The organism is Alteromonas sp. IB21 (assembly GCF_016405965.1).
Classification (GTDB): domain Bacteria; phylum Pseudomonadota; class Gammaproteobacteria; order Enterobacterales; family Alteromonadaceae; genus Alteromonas.
In genome coordinates this window covers 66,268-90,521 of the sequence record NZ_JAEFCD010000015.1, presented here as the reverse complement: position 1 = coordinate 90,521, position 24,254 = coordinate 66,268, and the positions used below count along the sequence as shown (strand labels likewise).

The 24,254-nt window shown below is 42.8% G+C and carries 18 protein-coding genes; 9 read left to right on the top strand and 9 right to left on the bottom strand.

All coding sequences use genetic code 11. From position 1 onward, the window contains the following. Positions 1 to 63 precede the first annotated feature (63 nt). Both JC525_RS11780 and JC525_RS20240 read right to left on the bottom strand, forming a co-directional pair. On the bottom strand, positions 64 to 2,577 hold the full coding sequence (locus JC525_RS11780) for a tetratricopeptide repeat protein (RefSeq protein WP_198816013.1): 2,514 nt from the start codon (positions 2,575 to 2,577) through the stop codon (positions 64 to 66). A gap of 63 nt (positions 2,578 to 2,640) precedes the next feature. Next, positions 2,641 to 3,342: a YdcF family protein gene (locus JC525_RS20240; protein ID WP_442859552.1), complete on the bottom strand. Its 702-nt coding sequence runs from the start codon at positions 3,340 to 3,342 to the stop codon at positions 2,641 to 2,643. A gap of 67 nt (positions 3,343 to 3,409) precedes the next feature. On the opposite strand from JC525_RS20240, the gene JC525_RS11770 reads away from it, so the two are divergent. The 6 genes from JC525_RS11770 (at position 3,410) to JC525_RS11745 (ending at position 8,355) form a co-directional block, all read left to right on the top strand. Continuing rightward, positions 3,410 to 4,204: a S1C family serine protease gene (locus tag JC525_RS11770; protein WP_332874105.1), complete on the top strand. Its 795-nt coding sequence runs from the start codon at positions 3,410 to 3,412 to the stop codon at positions 4,202 to 4,204. A 282-nt stretch (positions 4,205 to 4,486) separates the two neighbouring features. After that, the gene (locus tag JC525_RS11765; RefSeq protein ID WP_198816011.1) at positions 4,487 to 5,020 is read left to right on the top strand and encodes a twin-arginine translocation signal domain-containing protein; all 534 of its coding nucleotides are present in this window, start codon (positions 4,487 to 4,489) and stop codon (positions 5,018 to 5,020) included. A 17-nt stretch (positions 5,021 to 5,037) separates the two neighbouring features. Next, the gene (locus JC525_RS11760; RefSeq protein ID WP_198816010.1) at positions 5,038 to 5,271 is read left to right on the top strand and encodes a hypothetical protein; all 234 of its coding nucleotides are present in this window, start codon (positions 5,038 to 5,040) and stop codon (positions 5,269 to 5,271) included. A gap of 28 nt (positions 5,272 to 5,299) precedes the next feature. After that, on the top strand, positions 5,300 to 6,202 hold the full coding sequence (locus JC525_RS11755; RefSeq protein ID WP_198816009.1) for an HprK-related kinase A: 903 nt from the start codon (positions 5,300 to 5,302) through the stop codon (positions 6,200 to 6,202). 11 nt (positions 6,203 to 6,213) lie between these two features. Further along, on the top strand, positions 6,214 to 7,338 hold the full coding sequence (locus JC525_RS11750) for a nucleotidyltransferase family protein (protein WP_198816008.1): 1,125 nt from the start codon (positions 6,214 to 6,216) through the stop codon (positions 7,336 to 7,338). Then, a complete protein-coding gene (locus JC525_RS11745) occupies positions 7,339 to 8,355 on the top strand; it encodes an NAD-dependent epimerase (RefSeq protein WP_198816007.1) in 1,017 nt (338 codons plus the stop codon). Positions 8,356 to 8,378: 23 nt separating this feature from the next. On the opposite strand, the gene JC525_RS11740 is transcribed toward JC525_RS11745, so the two are convergent. From JC525_RS11740 to JC525_RS11725, 4 genes are all read right to left on the bottom strand, one after another. After that, on the bottom strand, positions 8,379 to 9,272 hold the full coding sequence (locus JC525_RS11740) for a patatin-like phospholipase family protein (RefSeq protein WP_198816006.1): 894 nt from the start codon (positions 9,270 to 9,272) through the stop codon (positions 8,379 to 8,381). A gap of 320 nt (positions 9,273 to 9,592) precedes the next feature. Next, positions 9,593 to 11,788 (bottom strand): malate synthase G, encoded by a 2,196-nt coding sequence (locus JC525_RS11735; protein ID WP_198816005.1) that lies wholly within the window; start codon positions 11,786 to 11,788, stop codon positions 9,593 to 9,595. A 98-nt stretch (positions 11,789 to 11,886) separates the two neighbouring features. Next, positions 11,887 to 12,831, bottom strand: coding sequence for a LysR family transcriptional regulator (locus JC525_RS11730; protein WP_071959609.1), 945 nt, complete (start codon positions 12,829 to 12,831; stop codon positions 11,887 to 11,889). Between the two features lie 283 nt (positions 12,832 to 13,114). Beyond that, positions 13,115 to 14,710 carry an isocitrate lyase gene (locus JC525_RS11725; RefSeq protein WP_198816004.1) on the bottom strand — a complete coding sequence of 532 codons (1,596 nt, stop codon included), beginning with the start codon at positions 14,708 to 14,710 and terminating at the stop codon, positions 13,115 to 13,117. Positions 14,711 to 15,265: 555 nt separating this feature from the next. On the opposite strand from JC525_RS11725, the gene JC525_RS11720 reads away from it, so the two are divergent. The 3 genes from JC525_RS11720 to glsB all read left to right on the top strand — a co-directional run bounded on the left by JC525_RS11720 (position 15,266) and on the right by glsB (position 18,966). Further along, a complete protein-coding gene (locus JC525_RS11720; RefSeq protein WP_198816003.1) occupies positions 15,266 to 16,228 on the top strand; it encodes a chemotaxis protein CheV in 963 nt (320 codons plus the stop codon). 246 nt (positions 16,229 to 16,474) lie between these two features. Further along, positions 16,475 to 17,935, top strand: coding sequence for an alkaline phosphatase (locus tag JC525_RS11715; RefSeq protein WP_198816002.1), 1,461 nt, complete (start codon positions 16,475 to 16,477; stop codon positions 17,933 to 17,935). A 122-nt stretch (positions 17,936 to 18,057) separates the two neighbouring features. Then, positions 18,058 to 18,966, top strand: a complete 909-nt coding sequence (gene glsB / locus JC525_RS11710; protein ID WP_198816032.1) for a glutaminase B — start codon at positions 18,058 to 18,060, stop codon at positions 18,964 to 18,966. Here the strand turns inward: glsB and JC525_RS11705 are convergent. From JC525_RS11705 to JC525_RS11695, 3 genes are all read right to left on the bottom strand, one after another. Beyond that, on the bottom strand, positions 18,963 to 20,453 hold the full coding sequence (locus JC525_RS11705) for a lipocalin-like domain-containing protein (protein WP_233095139.1): 1,491 nt from the start codon (positions 20,451 to 20,453) through the stop codon (positions 18,963 to 18,965). The two genes, glsB and JC525_RS11705, sit on opposite strands and share 4 nt — an antisense overlap. Next, a complete protein-coding gene (locus tag JC525_RS11700; protein ID WP_198816030.1) occupies positions 20,450 to 23,386 on the bottom strand; it encodes an ABC transporter permease in 2,937 nt (978 codons plus the stop codon). Before JC525_RS11700 ends, JC525_RS11705 begins: the two co-directional genes overlap by 4 nt. 107 nt (positions 23,387 to 23,493) lie before the next feature. After that, positions 23,494 to 24,186 (bottom strand): ABC transporter ATP-binding protein, encoded by a 693-nt coding sequence (locus JC525_RS11695; protein ID WP_198816001.1) that lies wholly within the window; start codon positions 24,184 to 24,186, stop codon positions 23,494 to 23,496. Between the last annotated feature and the right edge of the window lie 68 nt (positions 24,187 to 24,254).

The following is a 24,254-nucleotide window of genomic DNA, read 5'->3' as shown; positions in this document are numbered from 1 at the left end:
CCCAGATAGGCTGTCTAGACCTACTTTGGGCTACAATTATTTATGGAGACCTTGAAGATTAAGTTAATTTTTTATTGATCCCAGTGTATCTTCGTAATTCGGGTCATTAGGTTTTAGTTCTAACGCTTTCTCAATTAGTGTTAATGCATTCTGTTTGTTACCAAGCTCATTCTCGATCCAAGCCAAGTTATTCATGACAGCATGGTTATTTTGCGTAGCTTCAAGCAAGAATATGTAATAACTACGGGCTTTCAGCATGTCTCTCTCAATTAAAGCGTCTGCCAATAAGCGCATGTTGATAATATCTGTCGGTAGATACGAAACATGCTTTTCTAAGAATGAAATTGCTTCGCTAGTTTTTCTTTGGTTCATCAGCGCGCTGAACATCATGGAAGCGACTCGTGGGCTAGGTGCTTTTTCATATGCTTCGGAGAGTCTTTCTTCGGCTAGAGCAAAATTCTTATTCGTCAATGCAAAGCTTGCGGAGATCCCTCTGCCTAAAGGAGTATTTTGAGTTGCTTTCGGTATTTGAGCGAACTTCTGTTTAGCTAACTCTAACGAACTTGTTAACAACAAAAAGTTGACTTGAAGTAACTGTAATCTCGGATCATCAAACTTCTGAAGAGCTTGCTCTGTTGTTTCTAGTGCTTTATTCGCGTTTCCTAACGTCTCAAGGTAATTGATTTTAGCAATATAAGCATCCGGAATGTCGGGGGTGTGTTTTATCCATTCATCTAACGCTATCAAAACTTCTTCAGGTTCTGTCGCCATTACTTTATTTTTTAATAGTAACTTCCAATATGAAGAATTTAGTTGTTTAGCACTTGTTTTGTAGCGAGAAAGAGAACTTAAGGATTCTTTGTTTTTGCTCTCAAGTAATAAAAATTTGGCTTTCAAAAGCTCAAATTCAAAAGATTTTTCAATAAGTGAGTCGGTTACGTTATAGACGTAATTCTGGCTAAAGCTATTTTCCAAATTCACGATAAAAAGCTGATTAAGCAATAGTAGGTCAGGTTTTTCAGTTGATATTGCTCCCTCTAGATATTCACTTGCTTTCTTAGCATTCTGAGTCGCTAAGAGTGATTCAACGATTAGCGTATGTTTCAGAGGGCTAACAACTTTATTTGCCCGAAGACTCTTAAGTGCAGCGTCGTAATCGCCTTGCAGATAGCTTGCGACGCTGCTTGCAAAAATTGCTGCCTCTTTGTTTTTGCTCTGCCATGTGTTAGCAATTTGCTTTAACTTTTCCACTTGATTGTACTGATAAAGTGTTCCAATCATTACCTGCGCTAAAGCACCATTTTCAGGTGCTACCAAAGGAATGAAATCGAAATTCATTTCCTCAACATTTGCTTTAAATTTATTTAGTTGAGAAAACTTTTGAAATTCAGATGACAAAGAAGAGGTTTCGATCGAGGCAATACTTTGGATGAGTTGGTTTCTCGTATCGATATCGCCTTCTGCCTGAGCAGCGTTTGCGGCAATAGCAAATAGTGACAGGTCAGCTTCGTCGCTATCAATTAAGCTATCTTTGAACACCTCAATTCCTTTTTCGTAATTTCCAAGCTTTAGCTCAGTTATAGCGAGCACTTTTCTTGCAGGATGTCCTTTTGGAAATACTGAGTTGGCCCCTTTTAGCTGTTGAAATGCTTTCTCGTAATATCCCTGTTGGAGGTATAGCGTGCCAAGGTAAGTTTTGAGGGCGCTGTCATTGGGATAAAAATCTGCAGCTTTAAGTAGATATTGTTCAGCTTCTCCAAGAGAGCCGTTAAGAAAATTGATCGTTCCTTTCAACCTGTTCGCTAATGGTTGATCGGGGAATCGAGATAAAACTTCATCGGAATACAACAGTGCTTCATCATATTCTTTATTATTGTAATAGCATTGCGCCAACCGTAGGGTGGAGTATGGGTGAGTAAAAAGTTGTTCATTTACTTTTTCAAAGGTATCAATGCACTTTGTAGCCTCACCGTTAGCAAGATAATAGTGCCCTAGCATGGGTAAAAAAATACCATCGCTTTCTGTTTCGATGGCAGCAGTTTCGTCTTGAGATAGCTTCAGTTTTTGGTCCGAAATATTATTCTCTAGTGCAATAAGTGCTTGGTCTAATAAATCTTGGGTTTTGGCGCTTTTTTTCTCAGTACTCCCCACAAGGATCAAGAATCTATCATTAAGTTTACTAATTCTTGAGTTCTTTTGTAACTCTGGAAATGTAGTATTGAAAGACTCAATATCTTCGAATTCCTGATTAAAAAAACTCAGTAAAAAGTAGTTTTCTATCGCCGAAAAGGCTTTGTCAGCATTTTCTTCTTTAATATTTTCGAGTATGCGAGTGTATTCCCTCTTAGCATTTAATATCTGACCAGTTTTCAAATATGCGTCCGCTAACAGAAGTCTAGCATCCAAAAACGTTTCATTTTCCTGAACTAAGCTTTTCAACTGAATAATTGACTTTTCGTAGGCGCTAGCTTCATAGTCCTTCTCAGCTAGTAAAAATTTCTCTTGGTCAGTTTCTTGAGTGCACCCTAGTGACAGAAGGCTAGTTAAGCCTAGAAATAAAATTTGTTTTTTATTCATGGTTGAATCCATTTCCTTTGTTTCGCTAACATTACGCACTTATTTTCTGCTTTTCAAAGCAATTTAACTAAACAAGAAATACTTTACGCGAGCTCCATATTCGTATAGCGCTATCTCCACTCTGCGCATAGCGCTTACAGACGGTATCTTAAGGTACGGAGTAAGGCTTCCCGAGCTGTGGAAATCTACTGGGTAAATATTAATATTATTACAATGTTCGGAGAGAAGTAATGAAGCTCTTTTCGTGTGTGTAGCTGACGTAACTAGAATGACATTTTTTTTCTCTATATAGTCTTTTATTGATTCAACCTCACTCTCGGTATTGGTACCTTTAGCTACTAAAATTAAATTTTTTCGCGAAACGCCGAGGTCAAGAAGAAAGTCATACGCTTTTTGAGAATAGTTTGTGTCAGGGTCGTGTAAGAAGTTTCCTCCGGTTACCAAAATTGGTTTGTCTAGTTCTTTCGAGAGTTTGCTTGTTTGAATTAATCGTTGTAACGAACAGTGACTCCACCTAGATAATTCTGTTACTTTGCCGACTGTAGAGTAATAACAAGCGGGAGAAACGATAAAGTCTGTTTCTTCGAACTCCACCAATGATTCTGAATATGCTATTTCATGCTCCAAAGGATATAAAAGTAGATCTGCAAAGTAAGGCTGTGTTGTAAGCAACGCTAATGATATAACACTATACAAGCATGCTTTGCATAATCGTTTGAAATTAAACTGTCTCAGAATTAAGGCAATAGCTAAAATCAAGCACATTAAGCTTAATGGTGAAGAAATAATGAAAAACAGCTCTCGTAAAAGATGCACAATTAGCAACGTCCTAGTGTTAGCTCGATTTTTAAAAATGGTAGGTAGTTTAAACAAGCTAATGGGGTTTTGTACTATATTCTTGTTGGCCACATCAACTCATTTGCGCGCAGAACAACAATTTATTGATGTAGTTGAGAGCGTTACAAAGAGTACCGTTGCGATTGCGTTAGATGCTCCGTATAAGCATGCATCTCCGAGGGTTTTGGGAACGGGCTTCATAGTGGATGATGGGTCTTATGCTATTACCAACTATCACGTTGTATCTGAACCGCTAGATCCTAAGTATGTTGAAAATTACGTAGTGCTTAGTGGTGAAGGTACGGTTGTTAAAAAAGTAAAAGCAGAGATTATTAAAATAGACCTTAAGCACGACTTAGCTTTGTTAAAGCTAGATAGCATTTTGCCCCCTCTAAAATTATCGACCGAGCGTATGCAAAGACCGGGTACTGACATAGCATTCACCGGATTTCCCATAGGGGCGGTGTTGGGTATATACCCTTCCACCCATCGTGGCTACATATCAGCAATAACACCAGACGTTATACCTGCAATGAATTCACAGCAATTGAACTTAAAGATGATGCAGAGGTTAGATAGTGTTAGTCTGATATATCAATTGGATGCCATTGCTTACCCCGGAAATAGTGGAAGCCCCATGTACGACCCTAAATCAGGAGAAGTAGTGGGTGTTATCAATAAAGTATTAGTAAAAGACACAAAGGAAAGTGCTTTATCATCACCAACAGGCATCTCGTATGCTATCCCTGTTAAATATGTCCATAAACTCATCAGTGACGCTACAAATTGACATAGTTTCTGTTTCACGCTGGTTTCGAAGATGATGAGTTGTTTTCTTAAAGGTAGTAATTAGTTTTTTGTTTGAGCTATAATTCACCCATACGTCGCAAATTGAAGTGCACGCCCTGTCAGCATTTTTAACGACTTACATTTTTGTTATGTATAAGCTTTTGATTTGTTGGATTTTTATAGTTGGCTCTATTTTTGCTAAGTATTCTTCTAACGCTACAATAAACAGAATCTGAGAAAATTTATGAAGCACTCGAATGTTGATAAGGACATTAGGAAAGGTATGAATTCACGTCGGCAGTTTATCACCAAGGCTGCTGCCGGTGGCGTTGTAGCTGCTATTGCTTCTAAAACAGCTTGGGCTGGTGGTTCGAGCTCTGCAACAGGGTGTTCGGTTTCTGGTAATTTGTCGGGAAACTTGTCACAGGCAAGAGACTGCACCACAGCCAATATTAAAGGCGAATCCCCTTACACGTGGAAAAGGGTTCTTAATGGTCAAAGGTCACAACCTACATCCGAATCTGTTACAAATTTTAAATGGAAAGATGTTTTTGACGCAACTCGCCCACCTTTTGGTTTTTCGAGCAAAAGCGAAAAGACCATTCGAAACTTTTTGATTTCCAGCAGAGACTATTATTATGCGACTAACGAAGCGTTAGTTGTTGCATATCTGAATGCTCGAAGTGGGCTATACCCTCTTCCTAACGGAACGAGTGAATCGAGTGCTCGTGCTTACGTTCAAGGTCTTTACGACGATATCAACAACGGTGTATTTCAAGAGTCTGATGTAGTTGACGCTGTCCGAGCTACATACTGATCGTAGAGTTGAGTTAGTTGCAGTCCATTAGTATTTTTTACGCTCCTGATAATTCAGGAGTCGCAATTCAGTTTTTACCGTCTTATCAGGTACTGTTTCTCCCTTCTAAATACGAAAGCCTGATAAAAGCTTGGAAGGACTCAGTGGACTTCCCTGCCATACCGGAGTTGGATGGAGTTGAATTTGGCCTTTCCGACGACGATATTTCTGAATTCACTGACTTACTTTCTCAAAACAACCTGATAGATTAAAAGTTTTCTGGGGCGTAGTGATTTGTTAGTGTCAGAGTTAGCCGATACTCAATACTTAAATGCGGTTAAAAAGTCAGAATTGAATATCGAGTTCGGTTTGATTTCAGTTAATGTAAGTTCTTCCTTCTCACAGGTTACAAAAACTATTGCAGAGCTTTATCGCGATTATAAAGTATCTCTAAATTCAGACTGGTTTGACTTTAATATTTCAGTTGAGAGACCTTCAAATTTCCGCCGATTCTTTAGACCACAGGCCGTCTTCAAATTAGACGGGCATATCCCATTCAAGCCGTTGCCTTCTGCCCATGCCTACCCTCTGTTTGAATGGGGGATGAATTGGTGTGTTGCAAACTTCTATCATAAATACTTAATTTTTCATGCTGCTGTACTAGAAAAAAATGGTAAAGCTGTAATATTCCCTGCACCTCCTGGCTCAGGAAAAAGTACCTTATGTGCCAGTTTGGCGCTGTCCGGATGGCGGTTACTGTCTGATGAGATGGCGGTGCTAGATATAGAAACGGGAAAAGTTCTACCTTTCGTTCGCCCTATATGCCTAAAGAATAATTCTATTTCACTCGTTAAAGATTGGTTTCCCGAAGCTTTTATCTCTGATATAGCGACAGATACTCAGAAAGGTGATGTAGCACACGTAAGGCCTCCCACTGATTCTGTGAGGCGGTGTGAAGAAAGTGCCGACTTATTTGCTGTGGTCTTCCCGAAGTATGTTGCAAATAGCCCTACAGAAGTCTTTTCAATGACACAAATCTCAACATTAAATATGTTGATTGAAAACGCTTTTAATTTTGACTTATTTGGTCACGAAGGTTTCGAGTTCATCTCTAGTAAACTACCTAATCTGCTTTTATTAGAAGCGACATACAGTAACGTGGATGAGTTGAGGAATATCTTGGAAAGCGAGGTGAATAATTAGTGTCTCGCTGTGTGCAAACAATTTTAACGGGTATCTTAACCGGTAGTCACTTTAATTCGCTTTCTAAATCAGAGTGGCGTGATTTGATTCTTGTTGCCCGTGCTAACTCTTTGCTACCGAGAGTCGCCTCTATACTTTTAAGTGATGCAGATAACGATTTTCATATACCTCCTACAGCACATGCCCACTTGGTTGCAAGTATTCGTCATGAAACTCTTTTTCACAATCAAGTTATAAATGAAGTGAAACTCGTTAATGCAAAAATTTCTAGAGCATTAAATAATAAGTTGATTGTTTTAAAGGGAGCAGGTTACGTTATTGCAGACAGCAAAGCTGCAAAGGGGAGAATATTTTCAGATATCGATCTTTTGGTACTCAAAGATGATATTCCGAAAGTTGAAAGAGCACTTCATTTGTTTGGTTTTGTCTCAGACACGGACTCTGAATATGACCAAAAGTACTACCGAGAGTGGGCTCATGAAATCCCTCCTCTGCGTCATTTTCAGAGGGGAACGGTCTTAGATGTTCACCATAATATTATTCCCGTTGTAAGTGGCCGAGCCCCAAATATTGAGTTCTTTTTTGAATCCACCATAGAGACCGAATATGGAGTTGAAGTACTTCGGCCTGCGGCAATGTTCCTTCACTCCGCTATACATTTGTTTTTCTCTGAAGAATTTACTAACGGGTTTAGAGATTTATCGGATTTGTCATTATTGCTAGATGAAATTGTTGGTGACGTTGATGAAGTGGATTATTTGTTTGAACTTGCGGAGAACACCGGTTTTGAAAACGAACTATTTTTAGCATTTAGATATCTCGCTAGAGTTTTTAATAAGCATGTTCCAGCTAACGTTATTCAAAATTTCAAGTACCCACAGCCCAAGGGCATTAGGTTAGCAATAGACGATTTTATTTTTGGTAAGGTTCTTGCTGCTAATCACCGCTTAGTTGATGTAAAATTTCGAAGAATAGCAGAATGGCTGGCATTCGTCCGCGGGCATTTATTGAAAATGCCATTTAATATACTAGTGAAACATACCGCCGCTAAACTTTGGCGAAGTATTGTCAAGTCAGTTACAGGAGATGTTGAAAATAATCAGCATATCCAACAAAAAGATGTTAAGGAACAATAAATGAAAATCTTGGTCACCGGAGCAGCTGGTTTCATTGGTGCAGCTGTATCGCAATACCTTATCAATCGTGGTGACCAAGTTGTCGGGATTGACAACATTAACGATTATTACGATGTGAATTTAAAGCACGCTCGTCTAGACGAGATTAAATCATCATCTGCTGCTGATTTGTTTTCTTTCGTAGAAATGGGCGTTGAAGAACGCGAAAAAATGGCTGCTCTTTTCGAGGAACACAAGTTCGACAGAGTAGTGCATTTGGCGGCGCAAGCTGGCGTACGTTATTCCCTTGAAAACCCGAACGCTTATGTCGATTCCAATATCGTCGGTTTCGTAAATATTTTAGAAGGGTGTCGCCATAATAAAGTCGAGCACTTGGTGTATGCGTCATCTAGCTCAGTTTATGGCGCGAATGAAACAATGCCGTTTTCAGAGCAACACAATGTAGACCACCAAGTTAGCTTGTATGCTGCCTCTAAAAAGGCCAATGAACTGATGGCGCACACTTACAGCCACTTGTATAACTTGCCTACAACTGGGCTGCGCTTTTTCACCGTGTACGGCCCTTGGGGGCGCCCAGATATGGCGCTGTTCAAATTTACCAAAGCCATATTAGAAGGCAAAACTATTCAAGTTTATAACTACGGTAATCACCGTCGTGATTTCACATATATTGATGATATCGTTCAAGGAGTCATTCGCTCGCTGGATAATGTGGCTCAACCTAATGAAAACTGGGATGGCAGCAATCCTGACCCAAGTACCAGTAAGGCGCCTTATAAGGTGTATAACATTGGTGCGCAAACGCCCGTTCATCTTTTGAAGTTTATTGAGACCCTTGAGAGTGCTTTGGGCATTGAGGCTAAAAAAGAGTTGCTTCCTATGCAGCCGGGCGATGTGCCTGATACTTATGCTGACGTATCATCTTTAGTTGCTGATACCGGCTATCAGCCTTCAACGGATGTAGAGACCGGCATAAAGGCCTTTGTCGATTGGTATCGAGACTTTTACAAAATTTGATTTCTATTGAGCACTTGATTAGGTTACATCACATCAAGTGCACTTCGTTTCATTACACCCGCACACTTTTTGGGCAGAAACTCTTTTGTGGTGGCATAACCAAGTTCAAAAAGTGTGTTCTTGATGTCAGGCGACAGTGAAAAATCTACCGCTGAAATCTCACCCGTATTTACCACCACAGTATTATGCCAATACTTAGCATTAACGTATTCCCGAGAAATTGCCGTCATAAACGTACGAATAAGCATGCTGACATATTGAGGCAGTTGAAGAATATTTTTCTTAATTACCTTGCGCTTTTGTTCAGTGCTTTGCAGCCTGAAACATACCGAAGGCGTTCCATCACCTCGCCAATCTTCGAAGAGAGCGTCTTCTGATAATATGGCGCCATCTACTAGCAAATACTCTTTGAACGGCTTAAACGAAAATATAAGCGGGATTGACATGGAGTAACGTACAGCTTCAGACACTTTCATATCAGGTGCTGTCTTTTTGTTAAATAAAACGGGCCCACCGCCGTTCACATCGGTGGCAAGAATGTTCAAATCCATCGGCATATCGCTAAACACAGCTCCATCGAGTTGCTTATCTATCCATTTTTGAAAAACGTCACCGGATGAAAGTCCACCTTCGCGCAGAAGTCTTACGAGTGAGAACTCGGTAAATTGCTTGAAGTCAGTGACTAGCGCTAGCTCTCGCATTTGTTCAACAGAGTAACCCTTGGCATAGAGCGATGCGACAATAGAGCCCCCCGATACACCTACTAGCGTATCGAAGTCAATACGCATATCATTCAAGGCCTTAATTATACCAATGTGTGCGCTTAAACGCGTTCCTCCGCCTGAAAAAATGGGCACAATGTGTGAGATGCCCCCTTGTAATAGGTCATTTGGAACTGTTGCCGAGGCTGGCTGCATCTGCATACTCCATAATAATAAGGCTGTTACAACCGCAGTTTTTTGCTTTAACTGCCAATGCTTAACCTCTTGTCAAAAGCTTTGTTTACTTGCTGTATAACGGCAAAATAGCGGGGCTATTTAGTGGAAATCTTTAGTCTAGTGTGTGGCTCCATCGCTACACAACGCGATGTAGAGTACCCCGTATCTATGTACTCATGCGAAGCATTCAGCTAAAAAGACGCCACTTGTAGAAGAGGTCAAAACAAAATGCCCACCTCTGTTATAACAGCAGGTGGGCAAGGTTTTGATAGTAGACGTTTAGTTATCAATAACTAAACTTAATTGCCAGCAAGCTTCGCCTTCATCTCACGTCGACGGGCGTGCAATAAAGGTTCAGTGTAACCGCTAGGCTGCTCTTTACCTTTAAAGATAAGGTCGCTTGCGGCCAAGAAGCCAATTGAATTGTCTAAATCAGGCGCCATTGGAATATATTCAGGGTCGCCGGCGTTTTGCTCATCGACTAACACTGCCATACGAGCCAAGGACTCTTTTACCTGATCAACACTCACAATGCCGTGCTCTAGCCAATTCGCAATGTGCTGCGACGAAATACGTAAGGTCGCACGATCTTCCATAAGACCAACATTGTTGATGTCTGGCACTTTAGAGCAACCTACGCCTTGGTGAACCCAGCGTACAACGTAGCCCAAAATACCTTGAACATTATTGTCGATTTCTCGTTTGATACTGTCACGAGTGAGCGTTGAAGCGTCTTCTAACAATGGAATGGTCAGAATATCGCTTAACCCATCAAAATCGGCATCAAGAGACTTCTGAACGTCAAACACGTTTACGTCATGATAATGAAGCGCGTGCAGTGTCGCGGCAGTAGGTGAGGGCACCCACGCCGTATTAGCCCCGGCCTTCGGATGACCTATTTTAGCGGTCATCATATTTTGCATTTCATCTGGTATTGGCCACATGCCTTTACCAATTTGTGCTTTGCCAGAAAGGCCGCAGCGAAGGCCTATAGCGACGTTTGCGGTTTCATAGGCCTTAATCCACGCCATCGACTTAAGCGCAGCTTTTTCTGCAAAGGGCCCAGCAAGCATTGAGGTATGAATTTCGTCACCGGTTCTATCTAAGAAACCTGTATTAATAAACACAACACGTGAGGTTGCTTCAGCGATACACGCTTGTAGATTAACACTCGTACGACGTTCTTCATCCATAATGCCCATCTTGAGGGTGTTGGTTGGAACATCGATGATAGGCTCGATAGCACCAAATAGCGCGTTAGAGAACGCCACTTCTTCAGGCCCATGCATTTTAGGTTTAACAATATAAATACTGCCTTCGCGGCTGTTTTTAAATTTACTATTACCCAAAAGGTCATGCTTTGCTATAAGTGAAGTGACTAACCCGTCCATGATCCCTTCTGGCACTTCTTCGCCGTCAAAGAGCATGGCGTTGTTCGTCATTAGGTGGCCTACGTTTCTAACAAACATAAGGCTTCGCCCAGAAAGCCGCAGCTCTCCATCTATTAATTGACTCTTTGACGCGTGTTTAGAGGGCTGATAGCTTCTATCGTCGTGCATAGCGCGAACGAGTTGCTTGCCGCCTTTTGTCATTTCAATGCTTAAGGTGCCCTTCATTAGGCCCAACCAGTTGCTATACACTAGGGTTTTGTCCTCAGCGTCGACTGCAGCAACTGAATCTTCGCAGTCCATGATAGTTGTAAGCGCGGCTTCAACCAGCACGTCTTTTACGTTTGCGGCGTCGCTCTCACCAATAGGGTGTGTGGGGTCAATTTGAATTTCGAAGTGCAGGCCATTGTGTGCAAATAGCAGGCTTGACGGTGCGCTAATGTCACCTTGATATCCTTGCCATTGCTCAGTATTTGCTAAGGTAGTTTCATCGCCGTCTGAAAGCGTGATGGAAAGCTTGCCTGTTTCTATTTTGTATTTCGTGACATCGGCATGACTGCCCTTAGCAAGCGGTATCATGCTATCCAAGTAGTCTTTCGCTTTCGCAACGACTTTGGCACCGCGTACAGGGTTGTAGCTTTTGCCAGCTTCTGCACCGTCTTCATCACTTATAACGTCAGTGCCGTATAATGCGTCGTAAAGGCTTCCCCAACGGGCATTTACCGCGTTAAGTGCATAGCGAGCGTTGTTTATTGGCACTACTAGCTGAGGGCCTGCCATAGCAGCAATTTCAGCGTCAACATTTTGTGTTTGAGCATTTACGTTAGAAGGTTGTTCAACGAGGTAGCCAATATTTTTAAGGAAATCAGTATATTGATTTCCACTTACTGGGTTGCCAGCCTTGTGATAGTCGTCAATTGCACGTTGAAGCTGCTCTCGCTTTTCTAACAGCGCGCGATTTTGAGGAATGAATTTTTCGAAGAGGGCTTCAGCACCTTGCCAGAAAGCATCTTTATCTACGCCTGTACCAGGAAGAGCCTGTTCGTTGATAAAGTTATCGAGTTGTTCGGCAACCTGTAGTCGGCCTCTAGTAATATATCCTTGCATAACTACCTCTATACATTTGTCTGTTAACCCAGTGTAGTGTGTATAGAGATAGTTTTTTAATTTATGGTTTGTATTTTTGCCATATATCTCGTGAATGTTTAGCCGGCGTTCATTTCGCTAGCCACATCGCTGATTAAACGGCGTAGCCAAATGTGTCCTGCATCGTGGTGAAGTAGGGCGCTCCACGCCATTTTTAACGCAATCGGTGGTATGTCAAAAGGGGGCTCTTTAATCACTACGTCTGGATCGTGTTTAAATAAACGGGCAGCTTTGCTTGGCAAGGTAGCAATAAGCTTCTGTTTTTTCGCAATCTGTAGGGCTGCATGATAATGACGCGTAAACACACGAATTGCCCGTTGTTTTCCAATTTTTGTTAGCTCAGCGTCAACCCAACCAAGTTTTTGAACTTCATTTGGGTCAATACCCACGCCCACGCCAAAGCCAGTTTTGCTAACCCAAATATGCTGAGCACTCAGATAGCCTTCAAGGTTGCATTTCTCAACGAGCGGATGGTCGGCACTCATCACACAACTGAACGTGTCGTACCAAATCACTTTTTGGTGAAAAGACAAAGGAAGTTCATCGAAGCGGTTAATCGCCATATCCACCTTACCTTGCTCTACATCGTGAAACGTCACGTCGCTTGGCGTTATAAGGTCAAGAGTAATATTAGGCGCTAAATCGGCTAGCCTGCCCACTAATTCAAGTAGCAAGGTACTCTCCGCATAGTCACTGGTCATTATGCGGAAGGTTCTGTCGCTGGTCAGCGGATCGAAGTCAGTTTCTGGCTGAATAGAACTTTCTAATCGACTAAGCACATCGCGAATAATAGGCTGCAGTTCAAGCGCGCGCTTAGTGGGTGTCATCCCGTCACTGGTGCGGACTAGAAGCGGATCTTTAAACAGATCGCGAAGGCGCTTTAAGCCGTTACTCATTGCTGGTTGAGTAATACTTAGCTGGTTTGCCGCTTTTGTTACACTTCCTTCGCGTAACAGCACATCCAAATAAACCAATAAATTCAGGTCGACCTTCGCTATATTCATTATTCTAATGCTCTTCTTAAACCGAATTAAACGCAGCTATTATAAAGCTTTTTTATTTCAATGTCAGATAAGCGTTTAGTCTTAAATTGATAATTTTTATCTCTTTAAGTTATTGGTTTTTATTGAGTATATTGGTTTTTTGATGAAATCAAAAAAAAGATAGTTTTCTTTATTTTTTGTTTAAGGCATAAATGAAATAAATGGAAGGTATAAAAAAGGGCACCCGAAGGTGCCCTGTAGGAAAGGTTGGGATACTTTCCGTTTAACTCATTGCTAGTTCGCGTTATACGTCGAACTGGTTCATGGTGTTGTCTTCACCAGATGCTTTCAGTGCACCTTCACCAGAGAAGTACTCTTTGTGTGTATCACCTAGGTCAGAACCTGCCATCGCTTGGTGCTTAACGCATGCTAGACCTTGACGAATTTCTTGACGCTGAACACCGCGTACATAAGCAAGCATGCCTTCTTCACCAAAGTAACCTTTTGCAAGGTTGTCAGTAGACAGTGCTGCAGTGTGGTAAGTAGGTAGCGTGATAAGGTGGTGGAAAATACCTGCTTCACGTGCCGCATCAGCTTGGAAGCTCTGAATCTTCTCATCAGCTTCTGCTGCAAGTTCGCTGTCATCGTAGTCAGCAGACATAAGTTTCGCGCGGTCATAACCAGACACGTCTTTGCCTGCTTCTGTCCATGCGTCAAATACTTGCTGACGGAAGTTAAGCGTCCAGTTGAACGATGGAGAGTTGTTGTATACCAGCTTAGCGTTTGGAACTTGTTCGCGAATAGCGTTAACCATTTCTGCGATTTGACCAACGTGAGGCTTTTCAGTCTCAATCCACAGTAGGTCAGCACCGTGCTTAAGTGACGTTACGCAGTCAAGTACTACACGGTCAAAACCTGTGTTGTCTTTAAAGCGGAATAAACCGTTTGGTAAGCGCTCTGGCTTAACAAGCTTACCACCTTGCTTAAGCACTAAGTCGCCTTCAGTTAGGTCTTCTACACCCGCAACATCAGTTGTTTTAAGGAATGCGTTATACTGGGCAGCTAGGTCACCTTCAGAGGTAGACACAGGAATTTTCTGCGTAAGACCAGCACCTAAAGAGTCAGTACGTGCAACAATCACACCTTCATCAACACCTAGTTCTAGGAATGCATAGCGAACCGCATTGATTTTTGCTAGGAAGTCTTCATGTGGAACCGTAACTTTACCGTCTTGGTGACCACATTGCTTCGCATCAGATACCTGGTTTTCGATTTGGATACAGCACGCGCCAGCTTCAATCATTTGCTTTGCAAGTAAATACGTTGCTTCTTCGTTACCGAAACCTGCGTCGATGTCTGCAATAATTGGTACTACATGAGTTTCGTAGTTGTCGATTTCAGCTTGGATAGCCGCTACATCACCGCCATTTTTCTTTGCGTCGTCTAGTTTGTGGAAAAGGTCGCCCAATTCACGTGCATCTGCTTGGCGAAGGAAAGTGTAAAGCTCTTCAATAAGTGCAGAAACTGACGTTTTCTCGTGCATTGATTGGTCAGGAAGAGGACCAAACTCAGAGCGAAGTGCTGCTACCATCCAGCCTGAAAGGTAAAGGTAGCTTTTACTTGTAGTGCCTTGATGCTTTTTAACTGAAAGCATTTTTTGTTGGCCTACGAAACCATGCCAGCAGCCTAATGACTGTGTGTACTGAGACGAATCTGCGTCATATTCAGCCATGTCTTTGCGCATGATGCTTGCTGTGTAACGAGCAATGTCTAAACCTGTTTTGAAACGGTTTTGAACCTTCATGCGTGCAGCGAACTCTGGATTAATGCCTTCCCAAGTTCCGTTTTGTGCTGCCTTTAATGTGGCGAAGTTATCAATGTCTTGTTGATATTGCGACATGAGCGTCTCTCCCGACTATAATTAAAATACTTAACGTTGTTTATGTTTACGCTGTAGGGCGTTCCCGTTGATTCCATTTCATCCTAGTGCCGGAATTGGAATAAGAGAAATATATATTTTGCATTGCGGTCATTTATTTTGTGAATGTTTGGCGGGCGTAAATAGTATCTCGGACACTTTTGCTAATATAGTGAGATCACAGAGTGTATGAAGACATAACGCAGAATGTGTTGTTGCTGCTCCCTAAGCTTCCAGTGTAAAGGCATGGTGACGTGAAAACGGCTGGGTGATACGACGTGCCCCCCTCAAATAGGTCCATACAAAGAGACAGATATGTGCCTATAGTGTGGATGTAATAGCAGGTGTAATGCTAGGTGCAGTAAGCAGTAGTTGGTATAAGCAGTAGTTGCTGTCGGTTATTTAATCAGTCTATTAGCTAAAAGGGTAATGGCTTTGTGTGAGTAGGCAGGGTACATTCTCGGTGAGCAAATTTAGCGGTGACATGTCTGCAATATTTTGGCTAGCTAATTGATATTAAGATAAAAAGTGGGTTTTATGAGTAGCAGTGTACTGTCGTCAGTTGATCAAAGAACTAAGCTCGTTGGAGAAAACAGGCTGGAACTTTTAATGTTTCAGCTTGGAACGCGTCATATTTTTGCTATGAACGTCTTCAAGATTAAAGAAGTCATTAATGTCCCAAAGCTCAATATCATGCCAGGTTCTCACCATAATCTTAAGGGCGTGATGAACTACCGTGGTAGTTCAATTCCTATCATCGATTTACGCCAAGCAATCAAGATGCGAGGCACATCCACAGAAGAAACGGCAAAGAACGTTATCATTACGGAATACAATAGAAGTGTTCAGGGTTTCATTATTGGTAACGTTAAAAACATTGTTAACACCTCTTGGGGCTCTATCCAGCCGCCGCCCTCTGCAATTGGAAAGTCAAACTATTTAACCGCCATAACTCAGGTGAATGTTGAGGGTAAACAAGAGCTAGTAGAGATCATTGACGTCGAAAAAGTACTGGCTGAAATCATTGATTACGACACATCTATCTCCGAGGAAGTGCTGGACAAAGAAATAGTGAATCACTTCGTGGGCAAGAAAGTGCTTATAGTGGATGACTCCAGCACGGCAAGGAAACAAATTAGGGATACGCTTGAGCAGCTAGGTATTTCCATTATTGAGCGTAAGAACGGGGCTGAAGCGCTTTCGTTACTGAAGAAATGGGCTGATGAAGGCAAAAATCCTACTGATGAGATATTACTCATGTTTACCGACGCTGAAATGCCAGAGATGGACGGATATAGACTGACATCGGAAGTGCGCGGCGATCCGAGAATGAGTGATTTGTTTATTGCCCTTAATACATCCCTTAGCGGCAGCTTTAATGATGCGATGGTAGAAAAGGTGGGATGCAATCGATTCATTTCAAAATTCCAGCCGGATATGCTTGTCGACGTTGCACAGCAGCGCATGCGCGAATATCTAGGCGCTACCAACGATAAGTAACTTTTTCCCCTTTTCAACGCTAGACTTGCAAGATGACCATATGGTCATCTTGTAGCGCAGAGCTTGTCGTGTAGTAATTTTATCCAAAAGCTTTGAGCATCTCGCTTGCCTGCATTACACTAATATCTCTTATCGCTGCAAAAACTTTAACGCGCATCAGCGAATAAAAGCGATAGCACCAATTTTTCGTATCTGCATCTGATTAAAAGCGTTGTTAGATACTTTAACTTACTCAGGGAAGTTTAAATGATTAAACAATTTGTTCGCACATCCGTTTTAAGCTGTGCGTCAATCGCCATTCTAGCGGGTTGTGGTATTACTGAATCTGCAAACCAGCCTGCAAACGCCAATCGTGTTCAGCTACAATCTGTACCGAAAAATATTATTATGGTTGTTGCAGACGGCATGGGGCCTGCCTATACAACCGCATACCGTAATTATGTTGATGACCCTTCAACACCTCAGATAGAACCCGTTGTATTTGACGATATTTTGGTTGGCAATGCATCGACTTATCCTGCTCAGATTTCTGGCTATGTAACAGATTCGGCGGCAGCGGCAACCGCATTGGCTACTGGCGTTAAGTCATACAATGGTGCAATTGGCGTTGACGTAAATAAACAGCCAGTGAACTCAGTGATGTATCACGCGAAAAGTAAAGGCATGCGCACTGGTTTAGCGGTGACATCTCAAATTGTTCATGCGACGCCTGCTTCTTATATTGCGCACAATGAAAGCCGCAAGAACTATAACGAAATTGCGGAAGATTTTTTCGATGTTCGCGCTGATGGAAAGTTCGTTGCCGATGTAATGCTGGGTGGCGGTACTTCATACTTTGAACGTGAAGACAGAGACATTTTGGCCCAGTTTATTGATGCGGGCTACGAATATGCTGAATCATACAACCGCCTTGCATCAGTACCGGCTGGCAGTAACGTCTTGGGCTTATTTGCACCTGTAGCGCTGCCTGCAGTACTTGATGATAAGCGTAAAAATCGCCTTGAATACTTAACGCAAAATGCCATCAAGCACTTAGAAAACGATAACGGGTATTTTCTTTTAGTTGAAGCAAGTCAGGTAGACTGGGCTGGTCATTCAAATGACATCGCTTCTGCTATGGCTGAAATGCACGACTTAGCGCTAACCATGGAGTACCTGCGGGATTACGTTAAAACTAATCCAGACACCTTGGTCGTGTTAACTGCTGATCACAGTACTGGCGGTTTAACGATTGGCGCTAATGGCGACTACCGCTGGAGCCCAGAGCATTTGAAATCGATGTCTGCATCGGTAATGACTATTGCACTTGAAATGGCGAACGAAGAAAACCCCGGCGAGTTTGTTGCGAAAAAGCTAGGTCTTTCTTTAAGTGAGGAAGAGCTTGCCACCCTTGATAGCGTATCGAACCAGGATGATAAGACACGCTTCATGGCGGTGAAGACCTTTCTAGATACAAAAACTAACACAGGTTGGACAACTGGTGGCCATACTGGGGTAGATGTTGAAGTTTTTGCTTTCGGTGCGGGCTATCAGTCTTTCATGGGGCAAATTGACAATACGGATATTGCGAAGAAAATCTTCAGTTTTATTGATAAAAAACAGCCAGTACAGATCGCGCCGCAAGCGAAGAAAGTATCTACTAATATAGAGCTTACGTCTGATGAAGACGAACAGTGTAATTTTAAAGAGGACTGGCACTGCAACTAGTTAGTGCGGTAATTTCTTTGATTTGAGATTTACCATTTAATAAATAAAGCGCCGGCGTTATATAACAGGCGCTTTATTTTTATCAGCAAAAAATGAGGCTATAACAGAGAATGGAAAACGAAATGCTGTCGTTACTTCAAGATATCTTTGAAGAAGTTGAACCTATGTTGGGAATGGGCAAGGTTGCTGACTACATTCCAGCTCTGGCGACGGTAAACCCACGACAATTTGGTATATCAATTTGTGACACCCAAGGGCGAATTACGTCAATCGGCGACGCCAGCGTTCCTTTTTCTATTCAAAGTATCTCGAAGGTTTTCAACTTAGTGTTAGCTATTAATCACTATGGAGATACCATGTGGGACCGCGTGGGATGCGAGCCCTCGGGTCTGCCGTTTAACTCGTTAGTGCAGCTGGAATACGAAAACGGTATTCCACGTAATCCTTTCATCAACGCCGGTGCGCTGGTGGTTAGCGATATGGTGCAGTCCCGTTTTGCTTCCCCTTTTATTGCCATGCGAGATTTTGTAAGGCGCTTAAGTTGTAACGGTGAGATTGTTGTTAATAAAGTAGTGGCAGAATCTGAATTTGAGCATCGCTCTCGCAACGCGGCAATGGCTTATTTGATGAAAGCCTACGGTAACTTTGAAAATGAGGTGGAAGATGTGCTTAGAAACTACTTTCACAACTGCGCGCTGGAAATGAGTTGTGAAGATTTGGCGCGTTCTACCAGTTTTCTTGCTAACGCCGGTTTTTCTACTTGCGCCAACGAACAAGTGCTTACGCCTTATCAAACTAAACAGGTGAATGCCCTGTTAGCAACCAGCGGCATGTACGACGAAGCCGGTAGTTTCGCGTTCAAAGTGGGGCTGCCAGGTAAAAGCGGGGTAGGCGGTGGTATTGTTGCTGTCGTACCTGGACGTTTCTCAATTTGCGTATTTTCACCAGCGCTTAACAGTGTAGGTAACTCCCAACTAGGCGTTGCCGCACTAACCTCGCTGAGTGAACGCATAAACTGGTCTATTTATTAATAGCCTGTCAACTCCATAAAGCCGCTCCCAGAGTGGCTTCCCTGTACCTCCACGCGCCCTTCGTAGTAGGGGAAAACACTGTCGTTCCATTGATCTTTTTTAAACGTAGAGACAGTCACGTCGATATCCTTTGAAGGGATCTTTATTTGCCAATGAGAGGGAACAATGTGGCGGCGATTTGAGCGGTGTATCGTTTCATTATTTAATGGCGAGATAGAAATGTCATTTTGGCTCAAGGTCTCTTTACGTCCGTTCTCATTCATATAGCTGGCGGTTGTATAAACTTCGTTTACGTGGTTTTCGTCATGCTTGTCGTAATCCTTACTTACTCTTTCGTTCTGTTTAGCGGCGTGCATGCGAAAAGCCATTAACTTACTGCCATCGTTTAAATGAAGCGAAAACCAATCCCATCCCATGGCTTGATTATTGGCTAGATGGCTTGTCCACTCATGGTCGAACCAACCGTTGCCTTTTACGTTTATCGCGTTCCCGTCAACATCAATAATGCCCTCGGCCTGAATAAAAGGCTGACTGTAATAGTACGAGCGCAGACGCCCGTCTTGGGTCTTTTTGCTATAGCCTTCTTCACCATGCTTAATAAAAGGGCCTGAAGTGGTTAGGGTTAACGAGACATCTACGGCATTGTCGTTGAGCTTGTGAGCGCTGGTTACTGCAGCAGGTGATGATGCCTTTTGGTTTTCTTTTTCAGGAATGTCAGACATTGCTTGCTTAGATTGTCCAAATGCAAAAGACAGTGTGGAGGGGAACATGCTCTCACGTTCGTTGTTGTCACCTATATCTTTCGTTGAGCTTTCCCACACCCAATCGTCTATGGCTGCACTGAATGGTTGTGAGCGAACATAAGCGTTGCCCACGCCGCCAGAAGCGAAGCGTTCTTCGAAGTAATGAGCGTTTGCGGTATGAAGTGATGCATGTCCCATCCATTGCTGCCCGTTTGACCAGCTACTACTTGTGGCATCGTTATGAGCATCGTCACTGGTATTAAAACGGAAGAGGGTATATTGAAGGCCGATTTCATCGCCAGTTTCGTTTTCCAGTACGAAGGTTAAATACCACCACTCAAGCTGAAAATCAGGATGGCTTTTGTGATCAGAAGGCAATGTTAAGGGCGTATTGCGCTCTACAGAGGTAAACCGAGCGCTAGTTTCCATGTCTCCAAAGAAGCGGTTGGGGGTATTATTCACTCCATTGGTTTTTCTGGTGGGTTTCTTTACATTGTTATCAGCTGTACTGACGTTAGCTTCGCTATAAGAGGTATTTTTGCCACCGGTTTCATTTTTCATCGTTCCATCGGCGGGATCGCTGCAAGCCGCTAATATACAGCACGCAGCGATAATTCCAGGCAATGCTGAAGATTTTATCTGTTTTTCCTCTTTATCTAACAGGCTTATCAGTAACTTTTTCCATTGTTTTAGATAGTGGTTTAACAGTTGTAATGACAGCTTTTTAGCATGATTTAGCGTCATAGCTGAACCTCTTGCCTTAAGTCGATTTTAGGCTTTAACTTGCCCAAAGGAAGTAGCAGTACTAGTGATACGATAAGCAGAGACAAGCCCACGCTAGATACAATGACTTGTGCGTTAATGGCGAGCGGGTATGTCCAGTTAAACGCGTATCTGTTTACTAAGTTGATAAATACATACGCCAGATAAATACCAAAAGGTACGGCAAGAAGTGCAGACATAAAGCACAGCAACATGTACTGCATAAAAAGTGCAAATTTCACTTTGATTTGGCTTACTCCAAGGGCTCTAAGTACCGATAGCTGCGCCGCGCTGCCTAGGGTTAATACCGTCAGTGAAACCGCGAAAGCAATGCCTGCAACCAGAAGCGTTGTAATATTTAGGCCATCCGTCAACACAAAAGTCCTATCAAAGGTTTGCATAGAGATATCGAGTAAGTTTTGCTTGGCATACAAGGTGTATTTACCACGCATTTGGGGCTGTGCGTCCAGCACCTTTTCTACTTGAGCCTTAAACTTAGCGTCGTTTGAATTAAGAGGCATCGATAATCCGTCGCTAATATCACCGCTCCTCTCTTTATTCTTTTCAGCGCTTTTGGCTTCAGGTTTATCGGTTTTTGCCGTTGGGTAGATTGCCATCACGCCAGAGTACAATGCGTTTTTAATGACATCATCTTGCGTGGCAAAGAAGGGCAGGGGTACCAATACTTGACCGTTCAGATTTCCATAATCAGGATAGATACCGAGTACTTTCCACTTAGGCATTGTTGAAAAGACAGTTGAACTTACCTCTGAACCAGCCTGCGCTATTTGAGCATTTAGCGCAGCGTTGTCTGATGTTTCTGACTGACGCAATGTGATACTCGAAATAGCCAGCGTATCACCTAGCGTTATGTCATGCTTGTAGGCAAGCTGTTGATTGATAAAAACACCTTCGCCGTTAACAAATTTTCGCCACACAGAATTAAGCGCTTTGTCTCCCTCTAGCCTATTCTGTGGTGATGTGCCTTTTTCTGAATTCGGCGCTAAGCCTGACACTGAGCCTGACACTGAGCCTGACATTGAGCCCGAAACGGTGCTTGAAACTGTTTTAAGTACTGAATCTAACACTAGTGCTTTTTTGCCGGTGTCGTGAACAGGGTAGCTACTTATAGATATCTTTGTGGGCGCATCTACCCTGCTTATTGAGCCCCCTTCGTTTCCAGCGACGCCTATGACTTTTCCTTCTACTTTCAAAAGAGGTGTCGTGGTCATCGAGGATAAAAGCTTCACCTTTGAAAGTGGCTGGTTGGTATATAAATAGAAGGGGGCGTAAAGCCTTTGGGTTAACCACTGCTCGGTTGCGTTCCTGAAGCTATCCGTCATGGTATTCATGCCAATATTGGCTGTAAGGGCGATGAAAAAAGCACATACTGCAAGGCGGGTTTTGCCCGATAATGAATGCATATTGGCAATAACATAATAAAACACCGGCCACCTTTTCGGCATAATGCTTGTTAGTGCTTTTGCGATAATCGGAAGCCATAGTAGTACTAGCACACAGCTAGATAGCAGAAGCAGTGCAACGAAGAAAAGTGCAGAAGCGGTTGAGGCAACAACCTGCTCTACAGCGAAGAGCAACAGGAGCGTAAACAGTGTTGAAGTCAGAACAAATAAGAGAGAAGCGCCTTTCGTTTTCTTCACTCGATTAACGGTCAAAGCCTTTGAAAGCTTTGTTACCGGTACGAGTGCAAACAGGGCTAGCGAGAGAAATGTTACGAATAGCGCCAGGCCAAACAGCGAGAGTAAATTAACATCGGGGTTAACAAACACTGCGTTAAACAGCGACGTAAAAGTACCGCTAATTACCGGAGAGAGCAACGTCGCGGCCTGAAAGCCTAAAAACATTCCGATAGGTATGCTTATCAGACAGTATAAAAGGAGTTCTGTAAACAAAGCACTCGTTAATATTGCACTTGATATACCCAACTGACGAAAACGAATGATGTTAGGTAAGCGTGTACGGTACATTAAATTAAGCGCATTAAGCACGATGAATAGCGCTACTACCCCCATAAGTGCACTCATCGCCCACAGGTTTAAACGAAAGCTGTCGGGTAGAGAGCCTGTTTCATTTGTAGCACCTGAAGTAGTCACCGAGACGGATATACCAAGAATCGCCTCTATATCACTGATGTCTTGCGTGTTAAGCGCAGTTAAAGCAATAACCCCGGCAAGTGGAAATTGCCCATCGTTTACATTAATACTGCCTTTATAAAAATCTTCAATTGGGATCACTAGCGTATCTTGGGGAACCAGATTGGTGGCGTTAGTAGCTATATTCGCGGGCCAGAAAAGTTGTGTCTCTTTACCTTCTGCTGACTCTATTTGCGGCGGCACATGATGGTTATGGCAATTTAGCTTCGCACTTGTGGCAGGATGTAGAAGCCCATTTACTGCAAAAGCATCAAACGTATCTGAGGCTGAGCGCTGTGAATTCGATGGCTTTGGACTAAATATCCGTGTGTTATTTTTCGATGGAGCTTGCGAAGTGGACATTGAGTTTTGGAGTAAAGACATGTCAGGCACAGAAAAGCCTCGCATCCGACTTCCCAGAAATGGCTGGGAATCTATACCTAACAGCGTAATAGTCGAATGCTTTTTGGTTTCCTGAGCTTCGTTTTTCTCGCTGCTACAGGTTAGCGTGATATCGCGTGTAGTAAATGCAATAAGCTGAGTAAAACCACTTCTTCGCAATAACGAATACTGCTCTTTGGTGAAATTTACCGCCTTGTCAGATGGCGTAACAAGGCTATTGGTTAAAAGATTTTGCTTATTTTGCAGCAGCTCACCCTGCGTGGCGCCCTCGTTTATCAATAGAACGGTAACTAGCCCTGCATTTGCCAAAACAATAGCAAAAATAATAAGCAACGGCTCCCACGGACGCTTTTTCGCCATAGCAAAGAGAGCTAAGGTAGTGAGCAATAAGGTACGCAACCGTTTCTCCTTTTACTTGCTGTTTTGGCGCTTTATTTTGGTGTTGGATGTCATCGCAATGTCATGCACTAAAGGGTAGATGAAACGAAACTGTCGTTAGACCCAGCATTTTCTAGTACACCTTTATGCAGTCTCATAACTCGGTCTGCTCGTTTGGCCACATCGCTACTGTGCGTAACTACCACTAACGCGGTATTAGTATTCTTACAGGTTTGATAAAGCAGATCCGCTACGCTCTCGCTGGTGGTTTCATCTAAGTTACCTGTAGGCTCGTCGGCTAGCACAAGGGAAGGGCGATGCACAAGGGCACGGGCAATGGCGCAGCGCTGCTGTTCACCACCAGAAAGCTGGCTTAGGGGCTTTTTGGAAAGCGCTACAATACCCAGCTGCTGCATAAGTGCTTGCTGATAGCCTTTATCGTAATTTCCTTTGAGCCGTGCTGTGAATGCAATGTTGTCCCATGCGTTAAAGCAATCGAACAAGTTAAAGCTTTGAAAGACAATGCCCAGTTTGTTTTTGCGAAACCCATCAATGTCGTGAGCCTTATTTTTACGTTCCGTAATAGATAAGTTGTCGATGAGTATGTCACCGCTATCTGGCCTGTCAAAACCAGCGATTAGCGACAGCAATGTTGATTTTCCGCAGCCAGATGCGCCCTGAATGCTTACTGATTCAGCGCTATTTAATGTAAGTTCAAGATTGTTTAGCAGCGGCTTTTCTGAGGCAGAAAATGATTTTTTCAACTTGTTTATAATCAGCATAGGCAGGTATTTTTATAGTCTATAAGCGCCGACAATACTCAGCAGTAAACTCTATACGTATGGGGGAG